The sequence below is a fragment of the Ulvibacter litoralis genome, assembly GCF_900102055.1.
GTDB lineage: Bacteria > Bacteroidota > Bacteroidia > Flavobacteriales > Flavobacteriaceae > Ulvibacter > Ulvibacter litoralis.
This window is the reverse complement of record NZ_FNBA01000003.1, coordinates 31924-52980: the sequence shown is the minus strand read 5'-3', so window position 1 is coordinate 52980 and position 21057 is coordinate 31924. Positions and strand designations below refer to the sequence as shown.

The 21057-nt window shown below is 39.3% G+C and carries 20 protein-coding genes; 2 read left to right on the top strand and 18 right to left on the bottom strand.

All coding sequences use genetic code 11. The features are described 5' to 3' along the window. Positions 1 to 124 precede the first annotated feature (124 nt). The gene (locus tag BLQ00_RS10300; RefSeq protein ID WP_093144048.1) at positions 125 to 1471 is read left to right on the top strand and encodes a tail fiber domain-containing protein; all 1347 of its coding nucleotides are present in this window, start codon (positions 125 to 127) and stop codon (positions 1469 to 1471) included. Here BLQ00_RS10300 and BLQ00_RS10295 read toward each other — a convergent pair. From BLQ00_RS10295 to BLQ00_RS10210, 18 genes are all read right to left on the bottom strand, one after another. Then, entirely contained in the window at positions 1465 to 3522 is a 2058-nt protein-coding gene (locus tag BLQ00_RS10295; RefSeq protein WP_175445444.1) for an alpha-ketoacid dehydrogenase subunit alpha/beta, read from the bottom strand. The two genes, BLQ00_RS10300 and BLQ00_RS10295, sit on opposite strands and share 7 nt — an antisense overlap. A 143-nt stretch (positions 3523 to 3665) precedes the next feature. Continuing rightward, positions 3666 to 4970 (bottom strand): dihydrolipoamide acetyltransferase family protein, encoded by a 1305-nt coding sequence (locus tag BLQ00_RS10290; protein WP_093144044.1) that lies wholly within the window; start codon positions 4968 to 4970, stop codon positions 3666 to 3668. Next, entirely contained in the window at positions 4963 to 5280 is a 318-nt protein-coding gene (locus BLQ00_RS10285) for a GIY-YIG nuclease family protein (protein ID WP_175445437.1), read from the bottom strand. The genes BLQ00_RS10290 and BLQ00_RS10285 overlap by 8 nt, the downstream gene beginning before the upstream one ends. Then, on the bottom strand, positions 5280 to 5897 hold the full coding sequence (locus BLQ00_RS10280; protein WP_093144042.1) for an acyltransferase: 618 nt from the start codon (positions 5895 to 5897) through the stop codon (positions 5280 to 5282). Before BLQ00_RS10280 ends, BLQ00_RS10285 begins: the two co-directional genes overlap by 1 nt. Before the next feature lie 87 nt (positions 5898 to 5984). Beyond that, positions 5985 to 6737, bottom strand: coding sequence for an enoyl-CoA hydratase/isomerase family protein (locus tag BLQ00_RS10275; protein WP_093144040.1), 753 nt, complete (start codon positions 6735 to 6737; stop codon positions 5985 to 5987). Between the two features lie 56 nt (positions 6738 to 6793). Continuing rightward, the gene (locus BLQ00_RS10270; RefSeq protein ID WP_093144655.1) at positions 6794 to 7117 is read right to left on the bottom strand and encodes a GIY-YIG nuclease family protein; all 324 of its coding nucleotides are present in this window, start codon (positions 7115 to 7117) and stop codon (positions 6794 to 6796) included. A gap of 73 nt (positions 7118 to 7190) precedes the next feature. Then, positions 7191 to 9731: a phenylacetic acid degradation bifunctional protein PaaZ gene (gene paaZ / locus BLQ00_RS10265; protein ID WP_093144038.1), complete on the bottom strand. Its 2541-nt coding sequence runs from the start codon at positions 9729 to 9731 to the stop codon at positions 7191 to 7193. Between the two features lie 67 nt (positions 9732 to 9798). After that, on the bottom strand, positions 9799 to 11013 hold the full coding sequence (gene pcaF / locus BLQ00_RS10260; protein WP_093144037.1) for a 3-oxoadipyl-CoA thiolase: 1215 nt from the start codon (positions 11011 to 11013) through the stop codon (positions 9799 to 9801). Positions 11014 to 11113: 100 nt separating this feature from the next. Next, the gene (gene ypfJ, locus BLQ00_RS10255) at positions 11114 to 11974 is read right to left on the bottom strand and encodes a KPN_02809 family neutral zinc metallopeptidase (RefSeq protein ID WP_093144035.1); all 861 of its coding nucleotides are present in this window, start codon (positions 11972 to 11974) and stop codon (positions 11114 to 11116) included. A 30-nt stretch (positions 11975 to 12004) separates the two neighbouring features. Beyond that, positions 12005 to 12409, bottom strand: a complete 405-nt coding sequence (locus BLQ00_RS10250) for a PaaI family thioesterase (RefSeq protein WP_093144034.1) — start codon at positions 12407 to 12409, stop codon at positions 12005 to 12007. After that, positions 12410 to 13618, bottom strand: coding sequence for a 3-hydroxyacyl-CoA dehydrogenase NAD-binding domain-containing protein (locus BLQ00_RS10245; protein WP_093144032.1), 1209 nt, complete (start codon positions 13616 to 13618; stop codon positions 12410 to 12412). A gap of 147 nt (positions 13619 to 13765) precedes the next feature. Further along, the gene (locus BLQ00_RS10240; RefSeq protein ID WP_093144031.1) at positions 13766 to 14545 is read right to left on the bottom strand and encodes an enoyl-CoA hydratase-related protein; all 780 of its coding nucleotides are present in this window, start codon (positions 14543 to 14545) and stop codon (positions 13766 to 13768) included. 100 nt (positions 14546 to 14645) lie between these two features. Beyond that, positions 14646 to 15146 carry a 1,2-phenylacetyl-CoA epoxidase subunit PaaD gene (paaD, locus tag BLQ00_RS10235; RefSeq protein ID WP_093144029.1) on the bottom strand — a complete coding sequence of 167 codons (501 nt, stop codon included), beginning with the start codon at positions 15144 to 15146 and terminating at the stop codon, positions 14646 to 14648. An 18-nt stretch (positions 15147 to 15164) separates the two neighbouring features. Continuing rightward, positions 15165 to 15917: a 1,2-phenylacetyl-CoA epoxidase subunit PaaC gene (gene paaC, locus BLQ00_RS10230; protein WP_093144027.1), complete on the bottom strand. Its 753-nt coding sequence runs from the start codon at positions 15915 to 15917 to the stop codon at positions 15165 to 15167. A gap of 156 nt (positions 15918 to 16073) precedes the next feature. Beyond that, on the bottom strand, positions 16074 to 16361 hold the full coding sequence (gene paaB / locus BLQ00_RS10225) for a 1,2-phenylacetyl-CoA epoxidase subunit PaaB (RefSeq protein WP_093144026.1): 288 nt from the start codon (positions 16359 to 16361) through the stop codon (positions 16074 to 16076). A gap of 55 nt (positions 16362 to 16416) precedes the next feature. After that, complete coding sequence (paaA, locus tag BLQ00_RS10220; protein WP_093144024.1) at positions 16417 to 17373, bottom strand: 1,2-phenylacetyl-CoA epoxidase subunit PaaA; 957 nt, start codon at positions 17371 to 17373, stop codon at positions 16417 to 16419. A gap of 19 nt (positions 17374 to 17392) precedes the next feature. Further along, on the bottom strand, positions 17393 to 18463 hold the full coding sequence (locus BLQ00_RS10215) for a 2Fe-2S iron-sulfur cluster-binding protein (RefSeq protein ID WP_093144654.1): 1071 nt from the start codon (positions 18461 to 18463) through the stop codon (positions 17393 to 17395). A 112-nt stretch (positions 18464 to 18575) separates the two neighbouring features. Next, positions 18576 to 19154: a TetR/AcrR family transcriptional regulator gene (locus BLQ00_RS10210; protein ID WP_093144022.1), complete on the bottom strand. Its 579-nt coding sequence runs from the start codon at positions 19152 to 19154 to the stop codon at positions 18576 to 18578. A gap of 125 nt (positions 19155 to 19279) precedes the next feature. On the opposite strand from BLQ00_RS10210, the gene BLQ00_RS10205 reads away from it, so the two are divergent. After that, positions 19280 to 21040, top strand: a complete 1761-nt coding sequence (locus tag BLQ00_RS10205) for an aromatic amino acid hydroxylase (RefSeq protein ID WP_093144021.1) — start codon at positions 19280 to 19282, stop codon at positions 21038 to 21040. Positions 21041 to 21057: the final 17 nt, after the last annotated feature.

Here is a 21057-nt window from a genome sequence, read left to right as displayed (position 1 = left end):
TTTTGTAGGAAAAATACATCTTTGTGTAAAATTACCATCCAATACATAATTTATGTAAACCCCAAGTCTACATATATTTAACAATAGCGTACCCGTACATTATAAAAACTAATACCTACTAAAAATGCGTATATCTTTCCTTTGTATTTTAGCTTGCCTTGTCTCTTATTTTGGTTTTAGCCAAGTTGGTATCAATACCATAAGCCCAAAAGATGGAGTGATGCTCGACATTAACTCTTCCGACAGTGGAATGCTTATTCCTAGAGTCGCTCTTACGGGAGACAATTCATTAAGTGCAATCAATTTAACTGGAACGACTTTAGAAAAAAGCACCTTAATTTATAACACAGCTACTGTTACAGGTACAAATGCTGTCACACCTGGATTTTACTATTGGAACGGTGTTGATAAATGGATTGGATTAGAAAACGACTGGAAATTAAAAGGAAATTCTATCAGTTCAGGGGACTTTCTAGGTACGACAAACTCACAAGCTTTAGTCGTAAAGACAAACAATAGCACCAAGTTTACAATCCCTTCTGGAGCAAGTTCTCAAACAAAAATTCTTTCTGAAGGTCTAGGTAGCGAATCAGCTCCTGTATACAGTTTTACCAACAGTTCTAACTCTGGAATGTATATGCACAATACTACTAATTTAAGTCTTAGTAGCACTGGTAAGCGCTTCTTTTCGTATGATAGTTTTGGCGCAGGTGGTGGACAAGTAACCGTAAATCCTGATGGAGACCCTGACATGAATTTTCAAGTTCGTGCAGATAGTGGTGTTATTATATCTACACATCCTACGCGAAATAACGTAGAAATCGGAGCTAATAACAATCCAGAATATGCGTCACTTTATTTGTCTAAAAGCAATCAAGGTTTTTTAACAAACAGAATGAAAATTAACGATCTTACCAGTAGTAGTCCAATTATTTCTACACCAGTAGACGGACTTATGGTATGGAATACGGGACCTAGTTCGGGATCTATTACAGAACCAGAAGGCTTATATTTTTGGCAAAACTCTAGATGGAGAAAAATATATACGCATACCGAAGATTTAGTTCCTTCCTCTTCAGGTTATGATATCGGATCGAGTACAAATAGATACAATACTATCTACTTACAAAATGTACCTGATATTAGTTCTGATAGACGTTTAAAATCGAACATTATTCCTTTAGTAACTGGTTTATCTTTTATTTCAAAAATGAATCCAGTAAGTTACTTCTTAAACCATGAAACCGAAGAAAAAACACATTACGGTTTTATCGCGCAAGAAATCCAAGAGATTCTACCAGAGGTTGTAACAACCAACGACGATGGCATGTTAAGCATGAAATACACCGAATTGATTCCTATTTTAACCAAAGGAATTAAAGAACAACAAGTCATGATTAACTCCCAAGCAGAAATGATCCAAAAGCTAGAAGATCGTTTAAACGCTATGGAAGCGAAACTAAATCAATAATTTAACAGCTGTTCAATTTTAGCTTTCACTTTTTCTACGGAAGGAATCATCGTTTGTTCCAATACCGAATTTAAAGGAATTGCTGGCATATTTTCTGAACCTATCACCATGACAGGCGCATCTAAATACTGAAAACATTCTTCTTGAATCCTACCTTGCAACGCTCTACTGAAGCTGTTTTCTGAAGGTTCTTCCGTTACCACTAAACATTTTCCGCATTTCTGAACGGAAGCGAATACCGTTTCATAATCTAACGGATGTAAGGTTCGTAAATCGACAATTTCAATTTTATCTTGCAGTCCTAATTCTTCTGAAGCATTCATCGCCCAATGCACTCCCATTCCGTAGGTAATAATCGAAATCGTTTCTTCTTCTTCTTGCTTCCAAATTTCTTGCAATACCCAAGCCTTTCCGAAGGGCAACATATAATCTTCACTAGGCTCTATAGAAGTAGCTCCTTTTGTTCCAGACACCTTACTCCAATACAATCCTTTGTGTTCAAAAATAACCACAGGATTCGGGTCGTAATAGGCGGCTTTCATCAATCCTTTTAAATCGGCTCCATTACTCGGATACGCAATTTTTATCCCTCTAATATTACTTACAACACTCTCCATAGACGAAGAATGATACGGGCCACCACTTCCGTAAGCACCAATTGGCACACGAAGTATCATAGAAACAGGCCATTTTCCGTTCGATAAATAACAACTTCTACTTACTTCCGTAAACAACTGATTTAAACCAGGCCAAATATAATCGGCAAACTGAACCTCAACAATCGGTTTCAATCCCACAGCACTCATTCCAACCGTAGAACCTACGATAAACGCTTCTTGAATTGGCGTATTAAACACTCGGTGATCACCAAATTTCTGCGCTAAGGTAGCTGCTTCACGAAACACACCGCCTAAACGTCCACCAACATCTTGTCCGTACAACAAACATTCTGGGTGTTTTGCCATCAATTCTTCAATCGCAAAAAGCGCGCAATCTACCATCACCACTTTTTCGGCTCCTTTGGGAGCGCGCTCGCCTACTTCTTCCGTTACAGGCGTAGGTGCAAAATCGTTGGTAAATAAGTCTTCAGGAGAAGGATCTTCGGCTTTTAAAGCTTTTTCAAGACTTGCCGCTACTTCTTTTTCAGCAGTTGCTACAATGGTCTCTAAATCTGTTTCAGTAAAACCATTTTTCAGTAAAAGATTCCACATTTTTGGAAAAGGATCTCTGCTTCTTGCTTCTTCCAAATCATCGCGATACCACTCCATTCGAACCCCAGAAGTATGGTGATTCAACAACGGAACTTTAGCATGCACCAAAAACGGTCTGTGTTCGGTTCTAATTTTTTTAATCACATCTTGAAGAGCTGTGTAGCTCTCTTCAAAATCGGTTCCATCAATGGTAATGGCTTCCAGTCCGTTAAAACCACGTGCATATTCAAACGCATCTTGTGCTCTTGTTTCTGCCGCATTGGCACTAATGTCCCAGCCGTTATCTTGTACCAAATACAAAATGGGAAGTTGCTTCAAAGCTGCCATCTGAAAGGCTTCCGCAATCTCACCTTCGGTAACAGAAGCATCTCCTAGCGAGCAGACTACAAATCCGTTATCGCGCAAACGCGTATCGACCGATTCCAACGAAAAATCGACCGTACTTGAAGGTCCTTCATTATTCTCTTTATTGTCACTCGCACGCATCGATTCTTTGTATCGAATTCCCATCGCCACACCTGTTGCCGGAATGGCTTGCATCCCCGTAGCACTACTTTGGTGTGGAATTTTCGGCTTGTCGTCATCGCGTAAACTTGGATGACAATAATACGTTCTCCCCGCCGAAAATGGATCGTCTTTTTTAGCCAAAACCTGCAACATTAAATCGTAAGGCGTCATCCCCACAGACAACAACATGGCGTCATCTCTATAATATGGAAAGGCATAATCTTGCGGTAATAACTGCATTCCCAACGCAATCTGAATCACTTCATGACCTCTCGATGTAGCGTGTACATACTTTGAAACCACCTTAAAGTTTTCTTCATACAGCTCGCTCATCGCTTTTGCTGTAACAAGTTTGGTAAATGCTTTTTTAAGTATCTCTTTATTAATTTTCAATGGTGTCTAATTTAATTCGGTTTCGACGGTGCTCCACCTAACATTCGTAATTTATTCTACTGCAATGATTAAATACAAAACGATTAATACGTTCTTTTCACATCAAATTGCTCCATATAATCTCCTACTCTTCTTAAAAAAGAGCCTGCCAAATACCCATCTACAATCCGATGATCGAACGATAAGGATAAATACATCATACTACGTATTTCAATCGTATCTCCCTCAGGTTTTTCAATCACCTCAGCACGTTTTTTTATAATTCCAGTCGCTAAAATGGCTGCTTCCGGCTGATTTATAATGGGCGTTCCCATCAAACTTCCAAAGGTTCCCACATTACTAATGGTGAATGTGCTTCCCTTCATATCATCGCCTTTTAATTTTCCAGAGCGTGATTTTCCAACCAATTCGTTGGTGGAAGAAGCTAATTCTTTTAAGTTTTTCTGATCTGCATTTTTAACCACTGGCACAATTAAATTTCCAGTTGGCAAAGCAGTTGCCATTCCGATATTGATGTCTTCTTTTACAATAATATTCTTCCCATCTAAGGATGAATTTATCATCGGAAAATCTTTGATAGCTTTCGCTACAGCTTCAATAAACAAAGGCGTAAACGTTAATTTCTCACCGTGTTTATCTAAAAATTTTAATTTATTCGCATTCCGCCAAGTAACCATATCGGTAAGATCTGCTTCAATATATGCCGTAACATGCGGACTTGTATGCTTGCTATACACCATGTGGTCTGCAATCATCTCACGCATGCGATCCATCTCCACAATTTTCCCTGTGCCCTTGTCAAATTTTAAGTCAGGAACTTGAAATCCTGAATTTTCAGAAACGGGTTGTGCAAACTGAAACGGACGCCCTTCAGCAATATAATTTACCACATCACTTTTACGCAAACGTCCTTTATTACCTGTTGCTGGAATACGTGCCAACTCCTCGTAACTGATGTGATTTTTTCGAGCTACTGCATCCACCAATGGAGAAATAAATACATTCTCGTTTACTTTAAATGCTTTTTGCTGCGTCCCTTTTGAAGGTGCTACTGTTTTTTTAACGTTCTTTTTCTCTACAGGAGCTTTCGTTTTTGTTGCTTCGGAAACTTCTGTTTTAGCCTCGCCTGAAAGTTCCAATAATGCAATTGCGGTTCCTACTTCGACTACAGATTTTGGGGCGTACAAATGCTGAATCATTTTTCCTGAAGCAGGAGCAGGTACTTCGTTATCTACTTTATCGGTAGCAACTTCGCACAAAATATCGCCTTCTTCAAAAGAATCGCCTTCTTCTACCAACCAGTTTAAAATGGTTCCTTCTGTAATGCTCTCGCCCATTTTGGGCATTGTAAATTCATGCGTAGGCAGGAATCTCTTTTCGTTACTCATTCCTTAATTTATTAAAATTTAAATTCCAATTTAAACTTAAGTCCATCCAACTTGGGTTCATTTCTTCTATTAACTTGACCTTCCATTCTCTTTTCCATTTCTTCATTTGCTTTTCACGATTTGAAGCAATGTCTCCAGCATTTATTTCTTCAAAATATATTATTTTATCACAATTATATCTAGCGGTGAAACTATTAGGGTATATCTTTAATTTGTGTTCTTTTACTCTTTCTTCTATATTGTGTGTACACCCAATGTACAAAACACCGTTAGGCTTATTTGCAATCATATAGACGTACCATATACTCATTATTCTTTAGAATGAGATTCCTGCCTGCGCAGGAATTGGTTTAGCGTTTTATAAAAATCTTCTTGTTTCGGTCTATTCTTCGGAATCTCACGCAAGGGTTCAACTTCCTTTAAACTCTCATGACAATCGGCAGGTAATTGTTGGTACAATTTTGTTCCGGCTGTTTTCCAAGCAATCATTTCATCTGAAACCTCTTTGATTGCCTTTGCAGGATTTCCTACGATGAGATTTCTAGGTTCAAATACTTCTTCGGCTTTCACAAAAGCCATCGCACCTACAATGCATTCATTTCCTATCTCGGCACCATCCATAATCACGCTGTTCATCCCTATCAAACAATTACGTCCTAAATTAGCGCCGTGTATTACAGCTCCATGACCCACATGAGCGCCTTCTTTCAACACAATGCTCTTTCCTGGAAACATATGCACCGTACAGTTTTCTTGTACGTTTACGCCGTCTTCCAAGATAATCTCTCCCCAATCGCCACGAATCGCAGCACCAGGACCTATGTAACAGTTTTTTCCAATAATTACATTTCCAGTCACAGCCGCTAACGGATGCACAAAACTAGATTCGTGTACTACGGGAATATGTCCTTTAAAACTGTAAATCATAATCAATGTAAAATTCCAAACCGAAAAATTAAAAATGTAAACCTTTAAAATTTTGAATTTTTCAGTTTTACATTTTGCGGTTTATTTTTATTTAAATCGTTTCAATGTTTCTTTTGTGAAATCGCTTAATACTAGTCTTCCGCTAATCACCGCTCTTTCAGCTAATAATGTATCCCAGTTTTCAGTTCCTTCCCATAGTACCTTCTTCATTTCTTTCATGGCTTCAGGATTATAGGTGCATAAATTTTCAGCAAAAGCTTGCACCGCTTCATCTAAAGCTTCCGTAGAATCATATACTTGCGCGTACAATCCTTTTTGGCGAGCCCATTCTGCATCGTAAAAGGTATTGGCATCGATGGCGATTTGACTCATTCCTGTAAGCCCTAGTTTTCGTTCCACAGCAGGTCCTACTACAAACGGTCCGATTCCAACATTCAATTCACTCAACTTAATACTAGCGAACTTGGAAGCCATACAGTAATCGGTTGCTGAAGCGACTCCAACTCCTCCTCCTACAGTTTTCCCTTGCACACGCCCAATGATAAATTTTGGACATTTACGCATAGCGTTTATAACGTTTGCAAACCCACTGAAAAATACGCGTCCAGTTTCAGCATCGTTAATATTAATAAGTTCCTTAAAGCTTGCTCCTGCACAAAAAGTACGTTCGCCTCCACTTTTCAGAATAATCACTTTTACATCGTCATTTTCTCCAGCTTCTTTAATTGTTTTTCTCAACTTTTCAAGAATATCTCCCGGCAGACTATTGTGTGCTGGATGGAAGAATTCTATGGTTGAAACTCCGTTGTTTATTTCTTCTTTTACGTATGGACTAGTCATAAACTTCTTTCTGAAATGTTTATTAATATGTCAATCCGCACTTGTTGCGGATTCGGTTATTCGTTTTCTATTGCAAACTTAGAAAGGTCCCAATCATCACTTAAATCTTCCCATTCAGGATTCATTTCAGTAATAATGTTTATTTTCCATTCTCGTTTCCACTTTTTAATCGTTTTCTCTCTTCTAACAGCCTCTTGAATCCATTGATGTTCTTCAAAATAGACTAATTTCTTAATGTTATATCTCCCTACATGTGTTCCATGTGTTGACGCTTTATGTTCTGCTGTCCGGCGCTTCATATTATTTGTTACTCCTACATAGAAAATATGATTATTTTCGTGCGTGAGGATGTATGTATAATACTTGTGTTCGCGCGGCATTTTCATTCTACATTGGTTTTCTATTTAAGCGTCTGCGCAACAAGTGCGCAGTGACAGTTCCTGTCAAAATTTGCTACAGCAAATCAAATTGTTCAAAATGATGATTCAAATGTTTTCGTTCCAATAAATAAGACTCGTACCTATTTAATTCTCCAAACACTAAATTCTTTAAAACTGCATCCGGGTTGTTCTTAAAAAAATCTAAATACTTATATCGTTGTGCCGTAAACATCTCTTTTGCTGTTTGCAAATCGGGATGCACCAATGGTGCTAACGTATCTTTTTCTAACTGAGGAAATTTTGAATTCTGCGGAAATTTTTCAAAATTATACAAGCTGTCATGAACCACATCTAGATACTTTTCAGGTGTTGCTATCTCAAAATCTTGTAGTTCTCCCGAAGCTATTTTATATGTATACTCTAAATGCTCCAGCATGTGTTGCGGTGTCATAATTCCCCATTTCGGTTTTGATTCTGGAGTAAGTTTCTGCAAACATTCCGCTATTTTTTCCGAAGTCATTTCAGTAAACACCTCTTGCTTCTTTTCTACCATGGTAAGAATTGTTGCAATACATACTAATGGATCTTCCTTCTCGGCTCCTGGAGGTAAAATAGCGTTTGTTGCATCTACATTGGCATCAAAAATTTCAACATACCATTTTACAATTCCGCTGGGATGTTCTTGTCCTCTACTGTCTCTATCTACTTTTTGCTTGCACGTTAACCGTACGTACAACGTATCATTGTGGTAAATAGGACGTAAAAATCGAATTTCTTCTAAACCATAGTTTGCCGCTACGGGTCCTTTATTTGGATACACAAACAATCCTGCCGCCATCGAAATGATGAAATATCCGTGAGCCGTTCGTTTTTCAAAAATGCTTCCGTCGAGACTTGTAATATCTGTATGCGCATAAAAATGGTCCCACGTTATATTTCCGAAGTTTACAATATCCGTATCTGTAATGGTTCGGTTGTGAGTTTTTAAAGACATTCCAGGTTGGATGTCTTCCCAATGATATGCAAAAGGGTGTTTTGGCGATTCTTTATAATCGGCTTTTGGTTGGTACATACCAGTTACTTCTGTCAAGGTCGTCGGACTTCCCTGAATTGCGCAACGTTGTAAATAATGCTTGATACCACGCATTCCACCCATTTCTTCACCTCCACCGGCACGTCCTGGTCCTCCGTGAATTAATCCCGGTAATGGCGAACCATGTCCTGTACTTTGCTTGGCTGACTCCCGATTTAAAATTAGAATACGACCGTGATGACTTGCAGCATTTACAGCGTATTCTCTTGCGATTTTATCGTCATTGGTAACAATTGAACTTACCAAAGAACCTTTCCCCATTTTCGCCAAAGTAATTGCATCTTCTAACGTATTATAAGGCATTAACGTACTTACGGGGCCAAAAGCTTCCGTAATATGTGCTGCTTCATTTTGCAACGGATGGTCTTCGCGCATCAAAATAGGTTTCATAAAAGCTCCCTTTTTTGAATCTGCACCTACCGCTTCAAAATCGTCGTAGTTTCCGTAGACCATCTCAGCGGTCTCCGCAATTTTAGCCACCTGCTCTTTCACACTATTTCGTTGTGCATCACTCACCAAACTTCCCATTCGCACTTCTCTCAATCGAGGGTCGCCAATGGTTACTTTGTCTAACTGATTTGCCAACGCAATTTGTACATCTTCTATCAATTCTTGCGGTACGATAATACGACGAATCGCCGTACATTTTTGTCCACATTTCGTCGTCATTTCGTTGCGTACTTCTTTTACAAACAAGTCGAATTCTGGTGTTCCAGGAACGGCATCTTTCCCCAAAATAGCCGCATTTAAACTATCTGCCTCCATCGTAAATGGAACAGACTCTGCCGTTAGTTGTGGATGGTTTTTAAGCAATCGCCCAATCTTTGCCGAACCTGTAAAGGTCACGACATCTTGTGATTGTACGGTATCTAATATATTTTTAGCAGTCCCAGAAATGAGCTGTAAGGAACCTTCAGGTAAAATTCCTGAGGCGATAATTTCTCTTACTACAGCTTCTGTTAAATAAGCCGTCTGTGGAGCTGGTAATACAACTGCTGGCATTCCAGCCATCCAGTTTACAGCACATTTCTCTAACATTCCCCAAACAGGGAAATTAAAGGCATTGATATGAACAGCAACTCCTTCGCGAGGTACCATAATGTGATGCGCCATAAAACGTCCGCCACGAGACAAATCGATAGGATCTCCTTCTACGTGATACGACTGATTTGGAAACAGTTTCCGAAGAGAAGCATTGGCAAATAAATTTCCGAAGCCCCCTTCAATATCTACCCAACTATCTCTTTTTGTAGCTCCTGTACGGTAGCTAATTTCGTAAAAAGCTTGTTTTCGTTTGTCAAGATACAACGCCAGACTTTTCAACATATTTCCTCGTTGCTGAAACGTCATTTTACGAAGCGTAGCTCCTTTAGCTCTTCCGTATTGCAAAATAGACGGAACATCTAGTCCTTCAATCGTGGTACTTGTAAAATGTTCACCCGTAATAGAATCTAAAACGGGAATTCCTTCACCACTTCCAGATTGCCATTGTCCTTGTACGTAATGTTGTGTTTTATTCATACTAATGCCTGCGCAGGTAGGTATTTTTATAATTAATTATCTAAACTCTAAGTTTTCCTTCAACTCTCTATGCTTGACTCACATTCTCAATAATCGCTGCGTATCCTTGTCCTACTCCAATGCACATGGTCACCAACGCATATCGTTTTCCTTGTTCTTGCAATTCTAAAGCTGCAGAATAAGCGATTCTAGTTCCTGTAACTCCTAGTGGGTGTCCAATAGCAATTGAACCTCCATTTGGATTAATTCGTGCGTCATCATCTTTTAATCCCCATTCACGAATACATGCCAATGCTTGTGACGCGAAGGCTTCATTCAGCTCGATAATATCCATATCGGCCATGGTTAATCCTGCTTTTTCTAATGCTTTGTTAGAAGCCTGCACAGGACCAATTCCCATGATACGTGGTTCTACTCCCACAACTGCCGAACTTACAATTCGAGCTAGTGGTTTTAAATTGTATTTTTTTACGGCTGCTTCGGAAGCGATGATTGTTGCTGCTGCTCCATCATTTAATCCTGATGAATTTCCTGCAGTAACGCTTCCATCTTTTTTGAAAGCTGGACGTAATTTTGCTAATATTTCTTTTGAAGACGTTGGCTTGATAAATTCATCGTCTTTAAATATAATTGGATCTTTTTTTCGCTGCGGAATTTCAACTGGAACAATCTCTTTTGCGAGCCTTCCGTTTTGTTGCGCTTTTGTCGCTTTCATCTGACTGTGATAGGCGAAAGCATCTTGATCTTCTCTAGAGATATTGTACTTTTCTACTAAATTTTCCGCAGTATTTCCCATTCCGTCAGTCCCATAAAGTTCCTGCATTTTAGGATTTACAAAACGCCATCCAAAACTAGAATCGTACATTTTAGAATCGTTTCCGTAGGCAGTAGATGGTTTTGCAATTACGTAGGGTCCACGTGTCATATTTTCAACACCACCAGCGATAAACAAGTCACCATCGCCTGCTTTTATCGCGCGATTTGCATGAATTATTGCTGAAAGTCCGCTGCTACAAAGTCTGTTCACCGTTTCGCCAGGAACCGTAAAAGGCAATCCTGCCAATAGTAACGACATTCGTGCTACGTTACGGTTGTCTTCCCCTGCTTGGTTGGCACATCCTAAAATCACATCATCAAACGCCTCTTTTGGAATGTTCGGGTTTCTTTTTACGATTTCAGAAATCACCAAAGCACCTAAATCGTCAGGTCTAACAGCACTTAATGTTCCTTTATAACTTCCTACTGGAGTTCTAATTCCGTCTATGATATATGCTTCTTTCAAATTATATATTTTAAATGATAAATGTAAAATGTAAAAGGAGCTTATTGCTTTACTTTTAAACTTAGAGTTTTACATTTTTCGGTTTTATATTTAAATCGTTTTAATCTAATATTTCTGAAAAAGTATCTCCCAATCGAACGTCTCCAGTTTGATATCCTTTCATAAACCATTTCATACGTTGTTCTGAGCTTCCGTGTGTAAAGCTATCGGGTACTACATTACCACGGGTTCTTTTTTGAATGGCATCATCCCCTACTGCATTGGCAGCACTCAACGCTTCCTGAATATCTCCTTCTTCCAAATAATCTTTGTTGTGATACGCCCAAACACCCGCGTAGAAATCGGCTTGAAGCTCTAAGGCTACGGAAAGTTTATTTCCAACCACTTCACTGCTTTGTCGTTGCAACTGACTCACTTTTTGATTCGTTCCTAGCAATGTTTGTACATGATGACCAATTTCGTGGGCCGTGACATAGGCAATTGCAAAATCGCCTCCTTGCGCGCCAAAACGAGATTTTAGCTCATCAAAAAAGACTAAATCCATGTACAATTTGTGGTCGCCAGGACAGTAAAAAGGTCCTGAAGAAGAAGTTGCATTCCCACAGGCCGTACTAACAGCATCGGTAAACAAAACCATGGTTGGCTCTTCATATTGGCCCAGGTTATTATCGCTAAACACCTTATTCCACACATCTTCCGTGTCTGCCAAAACAGTGGATACAAAACCTCCTACTTCCTTTTCCTGAGCCGTAAGTTCTCTTTGACTGACTTGTTGGGTCGATTGGCTATTGCCTATTTGCTCAACAATGGGTGCTAATTGCTTCCCTGTATCGCCACCAAAAACTTGCAACAAAAGAACGATTACTCCTACCGCTAAACCACCGCCAACAACCTTTCCTTTTGTTCCGATTCCTCTACGATCATCTAGGTTTTTACTTTGCCTTCTACCTTGCCATTTCATAATTTGATGATTTTAATTTTTCAATATCAATTATTCCCAATCTTTCGAAGTTCTGTACACCACACCTTTAAATAGTGCTACTAATTCGTCACCTCGTTTGACTTCTATAATATTAAATCCTATTTTATTATTTACTTTTTCAATCACCGACTCCGCAACAATAACATCTCCTTCATTCAATGCTTCAATATGATTGATGCTTGTTTCAATTGAAACGGCATACTTTCCGTGGGTATTTGCAGCAAAACCAAAAGCCGTATCTGCAAGCGAATAACTAATTCCGCCATGCGCTTTCCCCATACTATTCAGCATCTCTTTTCGAATGGTTAATGCAACTTTTACTTTCCCAATTTCACATTCCAATATTTCAATTCCTAGCCATGTGCTATATGCATCTTGACGTAGCATTTTATAGGGGATTTGTTCGCCTTTCATTTAAAAAAATGTTTTATTCTCTCTATTCATTCGTCGTAGCATAGGGCTACAACGGTATCTATCTTCATGGTATTCATCGTACAATTCATCTAATTGCGCCACACACCACGCTATTCCTTTTTCGTCTGCCCACGCCAATAATCCCTTCGGATAATTGACTCCTTTGGTCATCGCATTGTCAATATCTTCTGCGGAAGCAATATTCCAGAACAATGCGTCTGCGGCTTCGTTGATCAACATTACTAACACTCGTTCGAAGATTGAAGTGGCAACCTCAGCAGTGTCATGAGATTCTGAAGCGAGTTCAGAATGACGTTGTGTTATTTTTCCGTTTTCATCGTACGAATAATACCCTCTTCCCGATTTTCTTCCGAGGTAACCTGCTTCAGAAAAACGTTTTTGTGTGAAGGAAGGTTTGTATCGTGGATCGTTGTAAAAAGCTTCAAACACCGTTTCAGTAACCGTATAATTCACATCATTCCCGATGAAATCCATCAATTCAAAAGGGCCCATTCGAAAGCCACCTTGTGTTTTCATGGCAGCATCGATGGTTTCAAAATCTGCAATGCCCTCTTCGTAAATTCGTAGGGCCTCGCCGTAGAAAGGTCTTGCCACACGATTCACGATAAATCCAGGAGTATCTTTAGCCACCGCCACTACTTTCTTCCAGTTTTGAATTGTTTTTACGGAAGTTTTTAAGGTTGCTTCGGAAGTTTGTATCGACGGAATCACCTCTACCAATTTCATTAAAGGTGCTGGATTAAAAAAGTGAATCCCTACGCATCGTTCTGGTTTCTGAAGCGATGACGCAATAGAAGCGATTGAAAGCGACGATGTGTTTGAAGCAATAATACACGCTTCAGAAACATGACTCTCCAACTCTTGAAACACCTTCTTTTTAATAGTTATATTTTCAACAATTGCTTCAATCGTAAGATCTGAATCTGCTAATTCTTTTAAAGAATTTACATAGCTAATACTGTCTTGAATTCTAGTTTTCTCTTCGAGAGTAACGCGCCCTTTTTCCACCAAACGAGTCATGATTTTCTCAAGACTAGCTTTTGCTTTATCGAGAGCGGCTTGATTTAAATCGAACAACTTCACCACACATCCTGCAGTTGCAGCTACTTGCGCAATTCCTGAGCCCATAGTTCCTGCGCCTATTATTCCTACCGCCTTGATTGGAGATTTTTGATTTGTTTCAGACATTTAATTTTAATTATTTAGAGCTTTTTTAAAATTTCATATTCAGGTACGACTCACGTAATTCCTTTAAACTAATTTTCATTTTAACTCGAACTGACATCCCCATTTATTTAATGAGATCCTTAATCAAGTTCGGGATGACAGTCATATTTACTTCCCTTTAAATACCGGTTTTCTCTTTTCTACAAAGGCAGTCACGCCTTCGTTATAATCTTCACTCTGCGCCGATTCTATTTGTAACTTAGATTCTAAAGCCAATTGTGCTGTTAGATCGTTCGTCATGGATTGATTCAACAAACGTTTTGTCAATCCTAAGGCTTTGGTTGGCATTTTTGAAAGTGTTTGCGCCAATGCTTGTACCGAAGTTGTAAATTCTTCCGCAGTAAAAACCTTGTAAATCATCCCCATTTTCTCAGCATCTGAAGCAGAAACTTTTTCGCCCAACATCATTAATGCCGCTGCTTTCTGAAAGCCAATCAGTCGTGGTAAAAAGAACGTTCCTGCACTGTCTGGAATCAATCCAATTTTACTAAACGCCTGAATAAAACTTGCATTTTCTGAAGCTACTACAATATCACACGCCAATGCAATATTAGCACCTGCTCCGGCTGCAACGCCATTTACAGCCCCAATAATTGGCTTTTCAATCGCACGAATTCGCGTTACGATTGGATTGTAATGGTCGTCTAATATCTTTTTAAATCCAGGATTTAATTCTGGATCGGTAATTTCTTGAATGTCTTGTCCGGCACAAAAAGCCTTTCCGTTTCCGGTAATTACTATCGCGCGAACCTCAGCATTCTTTTCACAAGCATCTAATTCAGCTTGCAGTAAAAAAGCCATCTCTTTGTTGAAGCTATTAAAAACTTCCGGACGGTTTAGGGTTAGTGTTGCTATGTTGTTTTCTATATGGGTTGTAATACTGCTCATTTTTATTTTTTTAGTAAGGATTCCAGCTTTCGCAAGAATGACAAAACTCTTTTTTCCTATTTAATATGATTCTGAAACAAGTTCAGAATGACGTTATTTTCTATTTTAAACACTTGAAATAATCGAAAGGTTCTTGGCAATCGTCACATTTAAAAAGTGCTTTACACGCTGTAGAACCAAACTGACTTACCAAATGGGTGTTTTGACTCCCGCAATTGGTACAACGCACCACTTTTGCATTTCCAAGCAACGCATCTTTATCGGCAGTTTCAGATAAAGGTGCCGCTATACCGTATTCCTCCATTTTTTGTTTTCCCGCCTCACTAATCCAATCGGTAGTCCAAGCTGGCGCCAACACCAATTGCACAACTGCTTTTTTACCAATCGCTGCAAATGCTGTACGCAAATCATCGCCAATCACATCCATAGCCGGACAACCAGAATAGGTTGGTGTTAGTTTTATTTTCACCACACCGTCTTCTTCAAAAGCTTCCCGAATAACACCCAAATCTAATACCGACAATACTGGAATTTCAGGATCTGAAACCGTTTCCAGAATAGGCAGTAAACTCGGATCGATATGTGTTGTTTCTAAGTGCACGTTTTTAGTTTCAATGGATTACCATTTCATATTTGGGTAGCTTCGTTGCATGTACTGCATATCGGCCAATAAATAGCCCATGTGCTCGGTATGAATTCCTTCTTTCCCTCCTTTTTGGAAGTAATTATCATCTGGAATGGTTAAGGTCGCTTCTTTTAATACTTCGGAAACTTTAGCGTAATATTCATCTTTCAAGGTAGAAACATCAACTGCGATTCCTTCAGAAACCATTGCTTTGTCTGCTTCGGTTAACTGAAACAATTCGTTAGTGTACCTCCACAAACCGTTCACCGCTTCTTGCATCTTTTCACGACTTTCGTCTGTTCCATCACCCAAACGAATGACCCAATCGCTTGAAAAACGTTCGTGGTAACTCACTTCTTTAATTCCTTTGTTTGCAATAGCCACCAAAGTTTCATCCTTGCTTTGCTGCAATTTTTTCATGAATTGCAAATGGTACACATCAAACAAAAACTGACGCATTATTACAAATCCGAAGTGCGTATTAGGCTGTTCTACCAACAATACATTTTTGTAATCGCGTTCGGTTCGCATAAAAGCGATGTCGTCTTCCGTTTTCTCTCCTTCTACAAGCGTTGCTGCGTATTGAAAGTAACTTCGGGTTTGCCCTAATAAATCTAATGAAATATTAGTGAGTGCTATATCGGTTTCCAAATTAGGGCCGTGACCGCATAATTCCCCTAATCGCTGCCCTAAAATGAGCGAATTATCTGCAATCCCGAGAATGTAATTGTATAAATCGTTTTTCATGAAATAATGAAATTCAAACTGAAATTGAATTTGAAATTGAATCCAAATTAAATTTCAAGCTTATTTACTTTTTTTAATTCTTGTTACTATAATCCTAATTAATTGATCGTTTTCGTCTTTCAGTTGCGATAGCCTTTTTTCAGAAAAGAGATTCGCTTACATATGTTTTACCTCATCGGGTAAATTGTAAAAAGTAGGATGGCGATACACCTTATCTTGCGCTGGCTCAAATAACTCACCATTATCCGCAGGATTAGAGGCTGTAATATTACTGCTTTCAACTACCCAAATACTAACACCTTCACTTCTGCGTGTGTATACGTCGCGTGCATTTTCTAAAGCCATTTCAGCATCGGCAGCGTGTAAGCTTCCGAAGTGACGATGTTCCAATCCGTTTTTACTTCGAACGAACACTTCCCATAAAGGCCATTTTTTTTTAGACATACTCTTTATATTTTATCACTGAATATTATTACTTTTCGTTCCGAAGAGCAATGTATTAGCTTACGTTTTTTAATTTCTTGTTTTGTTTCTTTTCAGCATGAGCGATAGCCGCATCGCGAACCCACTCTCCATTGTTCCAAGCATTAACGCGCGCACTCATACGCTCCTTATTACAAGGTCCGTGACCTTTTACCACTTGCCAAAACTCATCCCAATCGATTTCTCCAAAGTCGTAATGCCCAGTTTCTTCATTCCATTTTAAATCTGGATCGGGAACCGTAATTCCTAACAACTCAGCTTGTGGAACGGTCTGATCAATAAACTGCTGACGCAGCTCATCGTTAGTTTTACGTTTTAACTTCCATTTCATGGATTGCTCAGTATGCACCGATTCAGCATCAGTAGGCCCTAACATCATCAAACTTGGCCACCACCATCTATTTAACGCGTCTTGCGCCATTGCTTTTTGCTCTGGCGAACCATTACAAAGTGTCAACATGATTTCAAACCCTTGACGTTGGTGAAAACTCTCTTCTTTACAGACACGCACCATGGCACGTGCATACGGTCCGTACGACGTGTTACAAAGCGGCACCTGATTAATAATAGCGGCACCATCTACCAACCAGCCAATTGCACCCATATCTGCCCAAGTAACTGTTGGATAGTTAAAAATGGAGGAATATTTTGCTTTTCCTGAATGTAATTGCTCGTACAACTCATCGCGAGAAATCCCTAGGGTTTCACACGCGGAGTATAAATACAATCCGTGTCCTGCTTCATCTTGAACTTTTGCCAATAAAGCAACTTTACGTCGCAACGAAGGCGCTCTGGTAATCCAGTTTCCCTCTGGCAACATCCCAATAATTTCGGAATGCGCGTGTTGCGATATCTGACGAATATGTGTTTTTCGATATTTTTCTGGCATCCAATCTTTCGGTTCGATTTTCTCGTCCCTTGCGATTCTTGCTTCAAAAATCTCTTCTAGGTTTTTTACTTCTTGTTCGCTCATAACTCAGTCTTTTAACTATTTAGACATCAAAATCTACTTTTACACTTTCAGAAGTCGGCACTGCTTGACAGCTCAATACAAAATTTTGTGCCACCTCATCTTCTTCTAAAGCGTAATTTACTTTCATTTCTACCGCACCCTCTAGCACTTTACACTTACAGGTACTACAAACACCCCCTTTACACGCAAATGGCAAATCGGCACCAGCTCCTAAAGCAGCGTCTAATATATTATCGTAGTCTTTGGTCATTGTAAAATGAAATTCTTTTCCTCCATCTACAATGGTCACTTCTACACCTTCCACATTTCGTTGTGATAGTCGTTCTGCTCGTTGAATATCTTCTTCGGAAAGTCCCGAAACAAAGAGTTCGTAATGAATATTTTCTTTAGACATTCCAGCTTCCATCAAGGCGTCACGCACTAAGAAAATCATCTTTTCAGGGCCGCATAAAAAGGCTTCAGAAACCTCGGACATATCCATCAACTTTGTGGTAATCTCTTGTAATTTTTCCGAAGTAAATCGTCCGTTAAACAACTCGATATCGCGATGCTCTTTGGTTAAGAAATAGAAAATCTCTAACCGTCCAAAATACTGATTACGAAGCTGTTCTATCTCTTCTTTAAAGATAATAGATTTCACGGTTCGGTTCAAGTAAAATAACTTGAATTTAGCATTTGGCTCGGAAGCTAAGTGTGCTTTCATCATAGAAAGCACTGGTGTAATACCACTACCCGCTACAAAAGCAACGTATGTTTTTGGCTCGTTTGAAACTTCAACACCAAAAGCACCACTAGGCGCCATTAGTTCCAGCGTATCGCCAGATTGCAAGGTTGTATTTACAAACGTTGAAAAAATCCCGCCCGGAATTCCTTTTACGGCGACTTTCCATTCGTTATCGATCGGACTTGAACACAGACTATACGAACGACGGATGTCTTGACCATCGATATCTGCTTTTAGTGTAAGGTGCTGTCCTTGTCTAAAATGAAACTCTTCGTAAAGCTCTGAAGGGATGTCGAAAGTAAGCACCGAACAATCGTCGGTTTCTTTATAAACATCCTTAACTAGTATTTTATGAAACTTTGACACGCTATTTTGAATTAAGTACACAAAACTAACGCTTGTTAGTTAGAATTACAAATCTACTTCGTTAAAGTAGCTAAGCCTAAATATACCAAGACTTAGCAAGAATAAATAATAATTATTTAGGAGGCACGATACCATGAAGAAGCACTGCAACCATATCTTTTTTAAGAAGATTGACATCTAATTTCCCTCTTTTTTGGTACCAAACATAGAGCGTCCTCAGGGTAGATAGAATTGAAAAAAGCATTACTTCGGGATGGTGCGATTGAATTTCGCCCGCTTCTATGCCTTGTTTTAAAATGATTCGAAAGTTTTCTTCGTAGTCTTCTCGCATTTTGACAAAGCCCTCCAAATCGGTAGCTTCTAAATGCATCCAATCGTTATTTAAAGCGGCTAAACCTTCAGAAAAGTTCACTGTAATATCAATATGCAACTCTATAACTTGTGTGATTTTTTCTATGGAAGACACCTCTTCTTTCACAACGCGATTCATTCCGAAGGTAAACTCACGGGCCACTTCCAAAATAAGCGTGGAAAGCAATTCCTGTTTGCCAGAAATATGATTGTATAAACTGGCAGCTTTAATCCCCATTTCTTGCGCAATGTCACGCATAGACACAGCGTTATACCCTCTTTCTTTAAAAAGACGGGACGCTACAACGATGATTTCTTGTTTTCGTGAAAGGGTTTCCATAAAGACGCAAGATACTACATTCGAGGTAAAAAATTTGAAACTATAAACGCATTCTATCCTAATATAAACACAAAAATCGCAGCAGACACTTACTATGAAACCAAAACTTAGTATTTTTGAAGTGTATGGAAGTCCAAATAGAAACCAATGAATTGCTAGACAGGTTGCCACCGCACCTAAAGCAATATATTAAGCCTCAAAATTATGAGCAATACACACCTATAAATCAAGCAGTGTGGCGCTATGTAATGCGCAAAAATGTAGATTATTTAAGCAAAGTTGCGCACGAAAGTTATCTGGAAGGACTCAAAAAAACGGGGATTTCGATTGATACCATTCCATCGATGTACGGGATGAACCGTATTTTGAAAGAAATTGGATGGGCTGCGGTTGCCGTGGACGGATTTATTCCGCCCAATGCATTTATGGAATTTCAAGCCTATAAAGTCTTGGTCATTGCCAGCGATATTCGGCAATTAGAAAATATAGAATACACCCCTGCTCCCGATATTATTCACGAAGGCGCGGGTCATGCTCCCATTATCGCGAGTCCGGATTACGCCGAATACCTGCGTCGTTTTGGTGAAGTGGGCGCGAAAGCGATTTCAAGTGCACATGACATTGATATGTACGAAGCCGTTCGAGAGTTATCCATATTGAAAGAAGCGGAAGGCATTTCAGAAGAAAAAATTAAGGAGGCCGAACAACGTGTGGAAGACCTTCAAAATAAAGATGTACCTCCTTCGGAAATTTCGTTGATTCGGAATTTACATTGGTGGACGGTTGAGTATGGTTTGGTAGGAACGGTAGAAACACCAAAAATTTACGGTGCCGGATTGCTTTCGTCTATTGGAGAGAGTGCTTGGTGTATGAAGGAAGAAGTGAAAAAAATTCCGTACTCCATTGCTGCTGCGTACCAAGATTTTGACATTACAAAACCACAACCTCAATTATATGTAACGCCCGATTTCGCTTACCTTCAAGAAGTGTTGGAAGAATTTGCCAATACCATGGCCGTACGAAAAGGTGGATGGCGCGGTTTGCAAAAGTTAATCGACTCGAAGCAATTAGGAACTGTAGAAATTAGCACGGGACTACAAGTGAGCGGACTTTTTACGCGAATGATTAAAAACGAAGACAACGAAATTGTATACTTCGAAACAGAAGGAGAAACAGCCCTTTCGTACCGAGAAAAAGAAATGATTGGCCACGGAGTGAGTCGTCATAAAAATGGTTTTAGATCGCCCCTTGGAAAGCTGAAAGGCATCAATCTTGCGATTGAGAATATGGGTCCGAGAGACCTGCAAGCCTACAATTTTTACGACGGAAAGCAAATTGCTTTTGAGTTTGAAAGTGGTATTACAGTAGAAGGTTTAAACGTAACTGGAATTCGTAACTTACGCGGTGAACTGATGCTTATTCAGTTTACAAATTGTACTGTGACCTATAAAGATGAAGTGTTGTTTACGCCAGAAATGGGCGATTTTGACATGGCAGTTGGAAAGGAAATTGTATCTGCTTTTGCAGGAATTGCAGATTATTTATCGTTTGATTTAGTGACACATAAAAGCACTTCGGAAACAATTCGTGTGGCACTTACTGAAGAGGAAAAAGAGTTAAACTCATTGTATAAAGAGGTGCGCGACATTCGAGACGCAAGCGCGACACCTTCAGAAGAGGCTTTAAACAGATTAGACACAATTTTCACAATTGCGTCTGAAAAATACTCAAACGACTGGTTGCTTCCGTTAGAGATTTTTGAACTAACCAAAACAGACAAAGTGCTTTCGTATCTTTCCGAAGTACAACAAAAAAGACCTAAAGTAGCACACCTTATTGAAGGAGGATTGGCACTTTTAGAAAAACAAACTATTGAAACTAATTAAAAAAGTTACCCGACTTC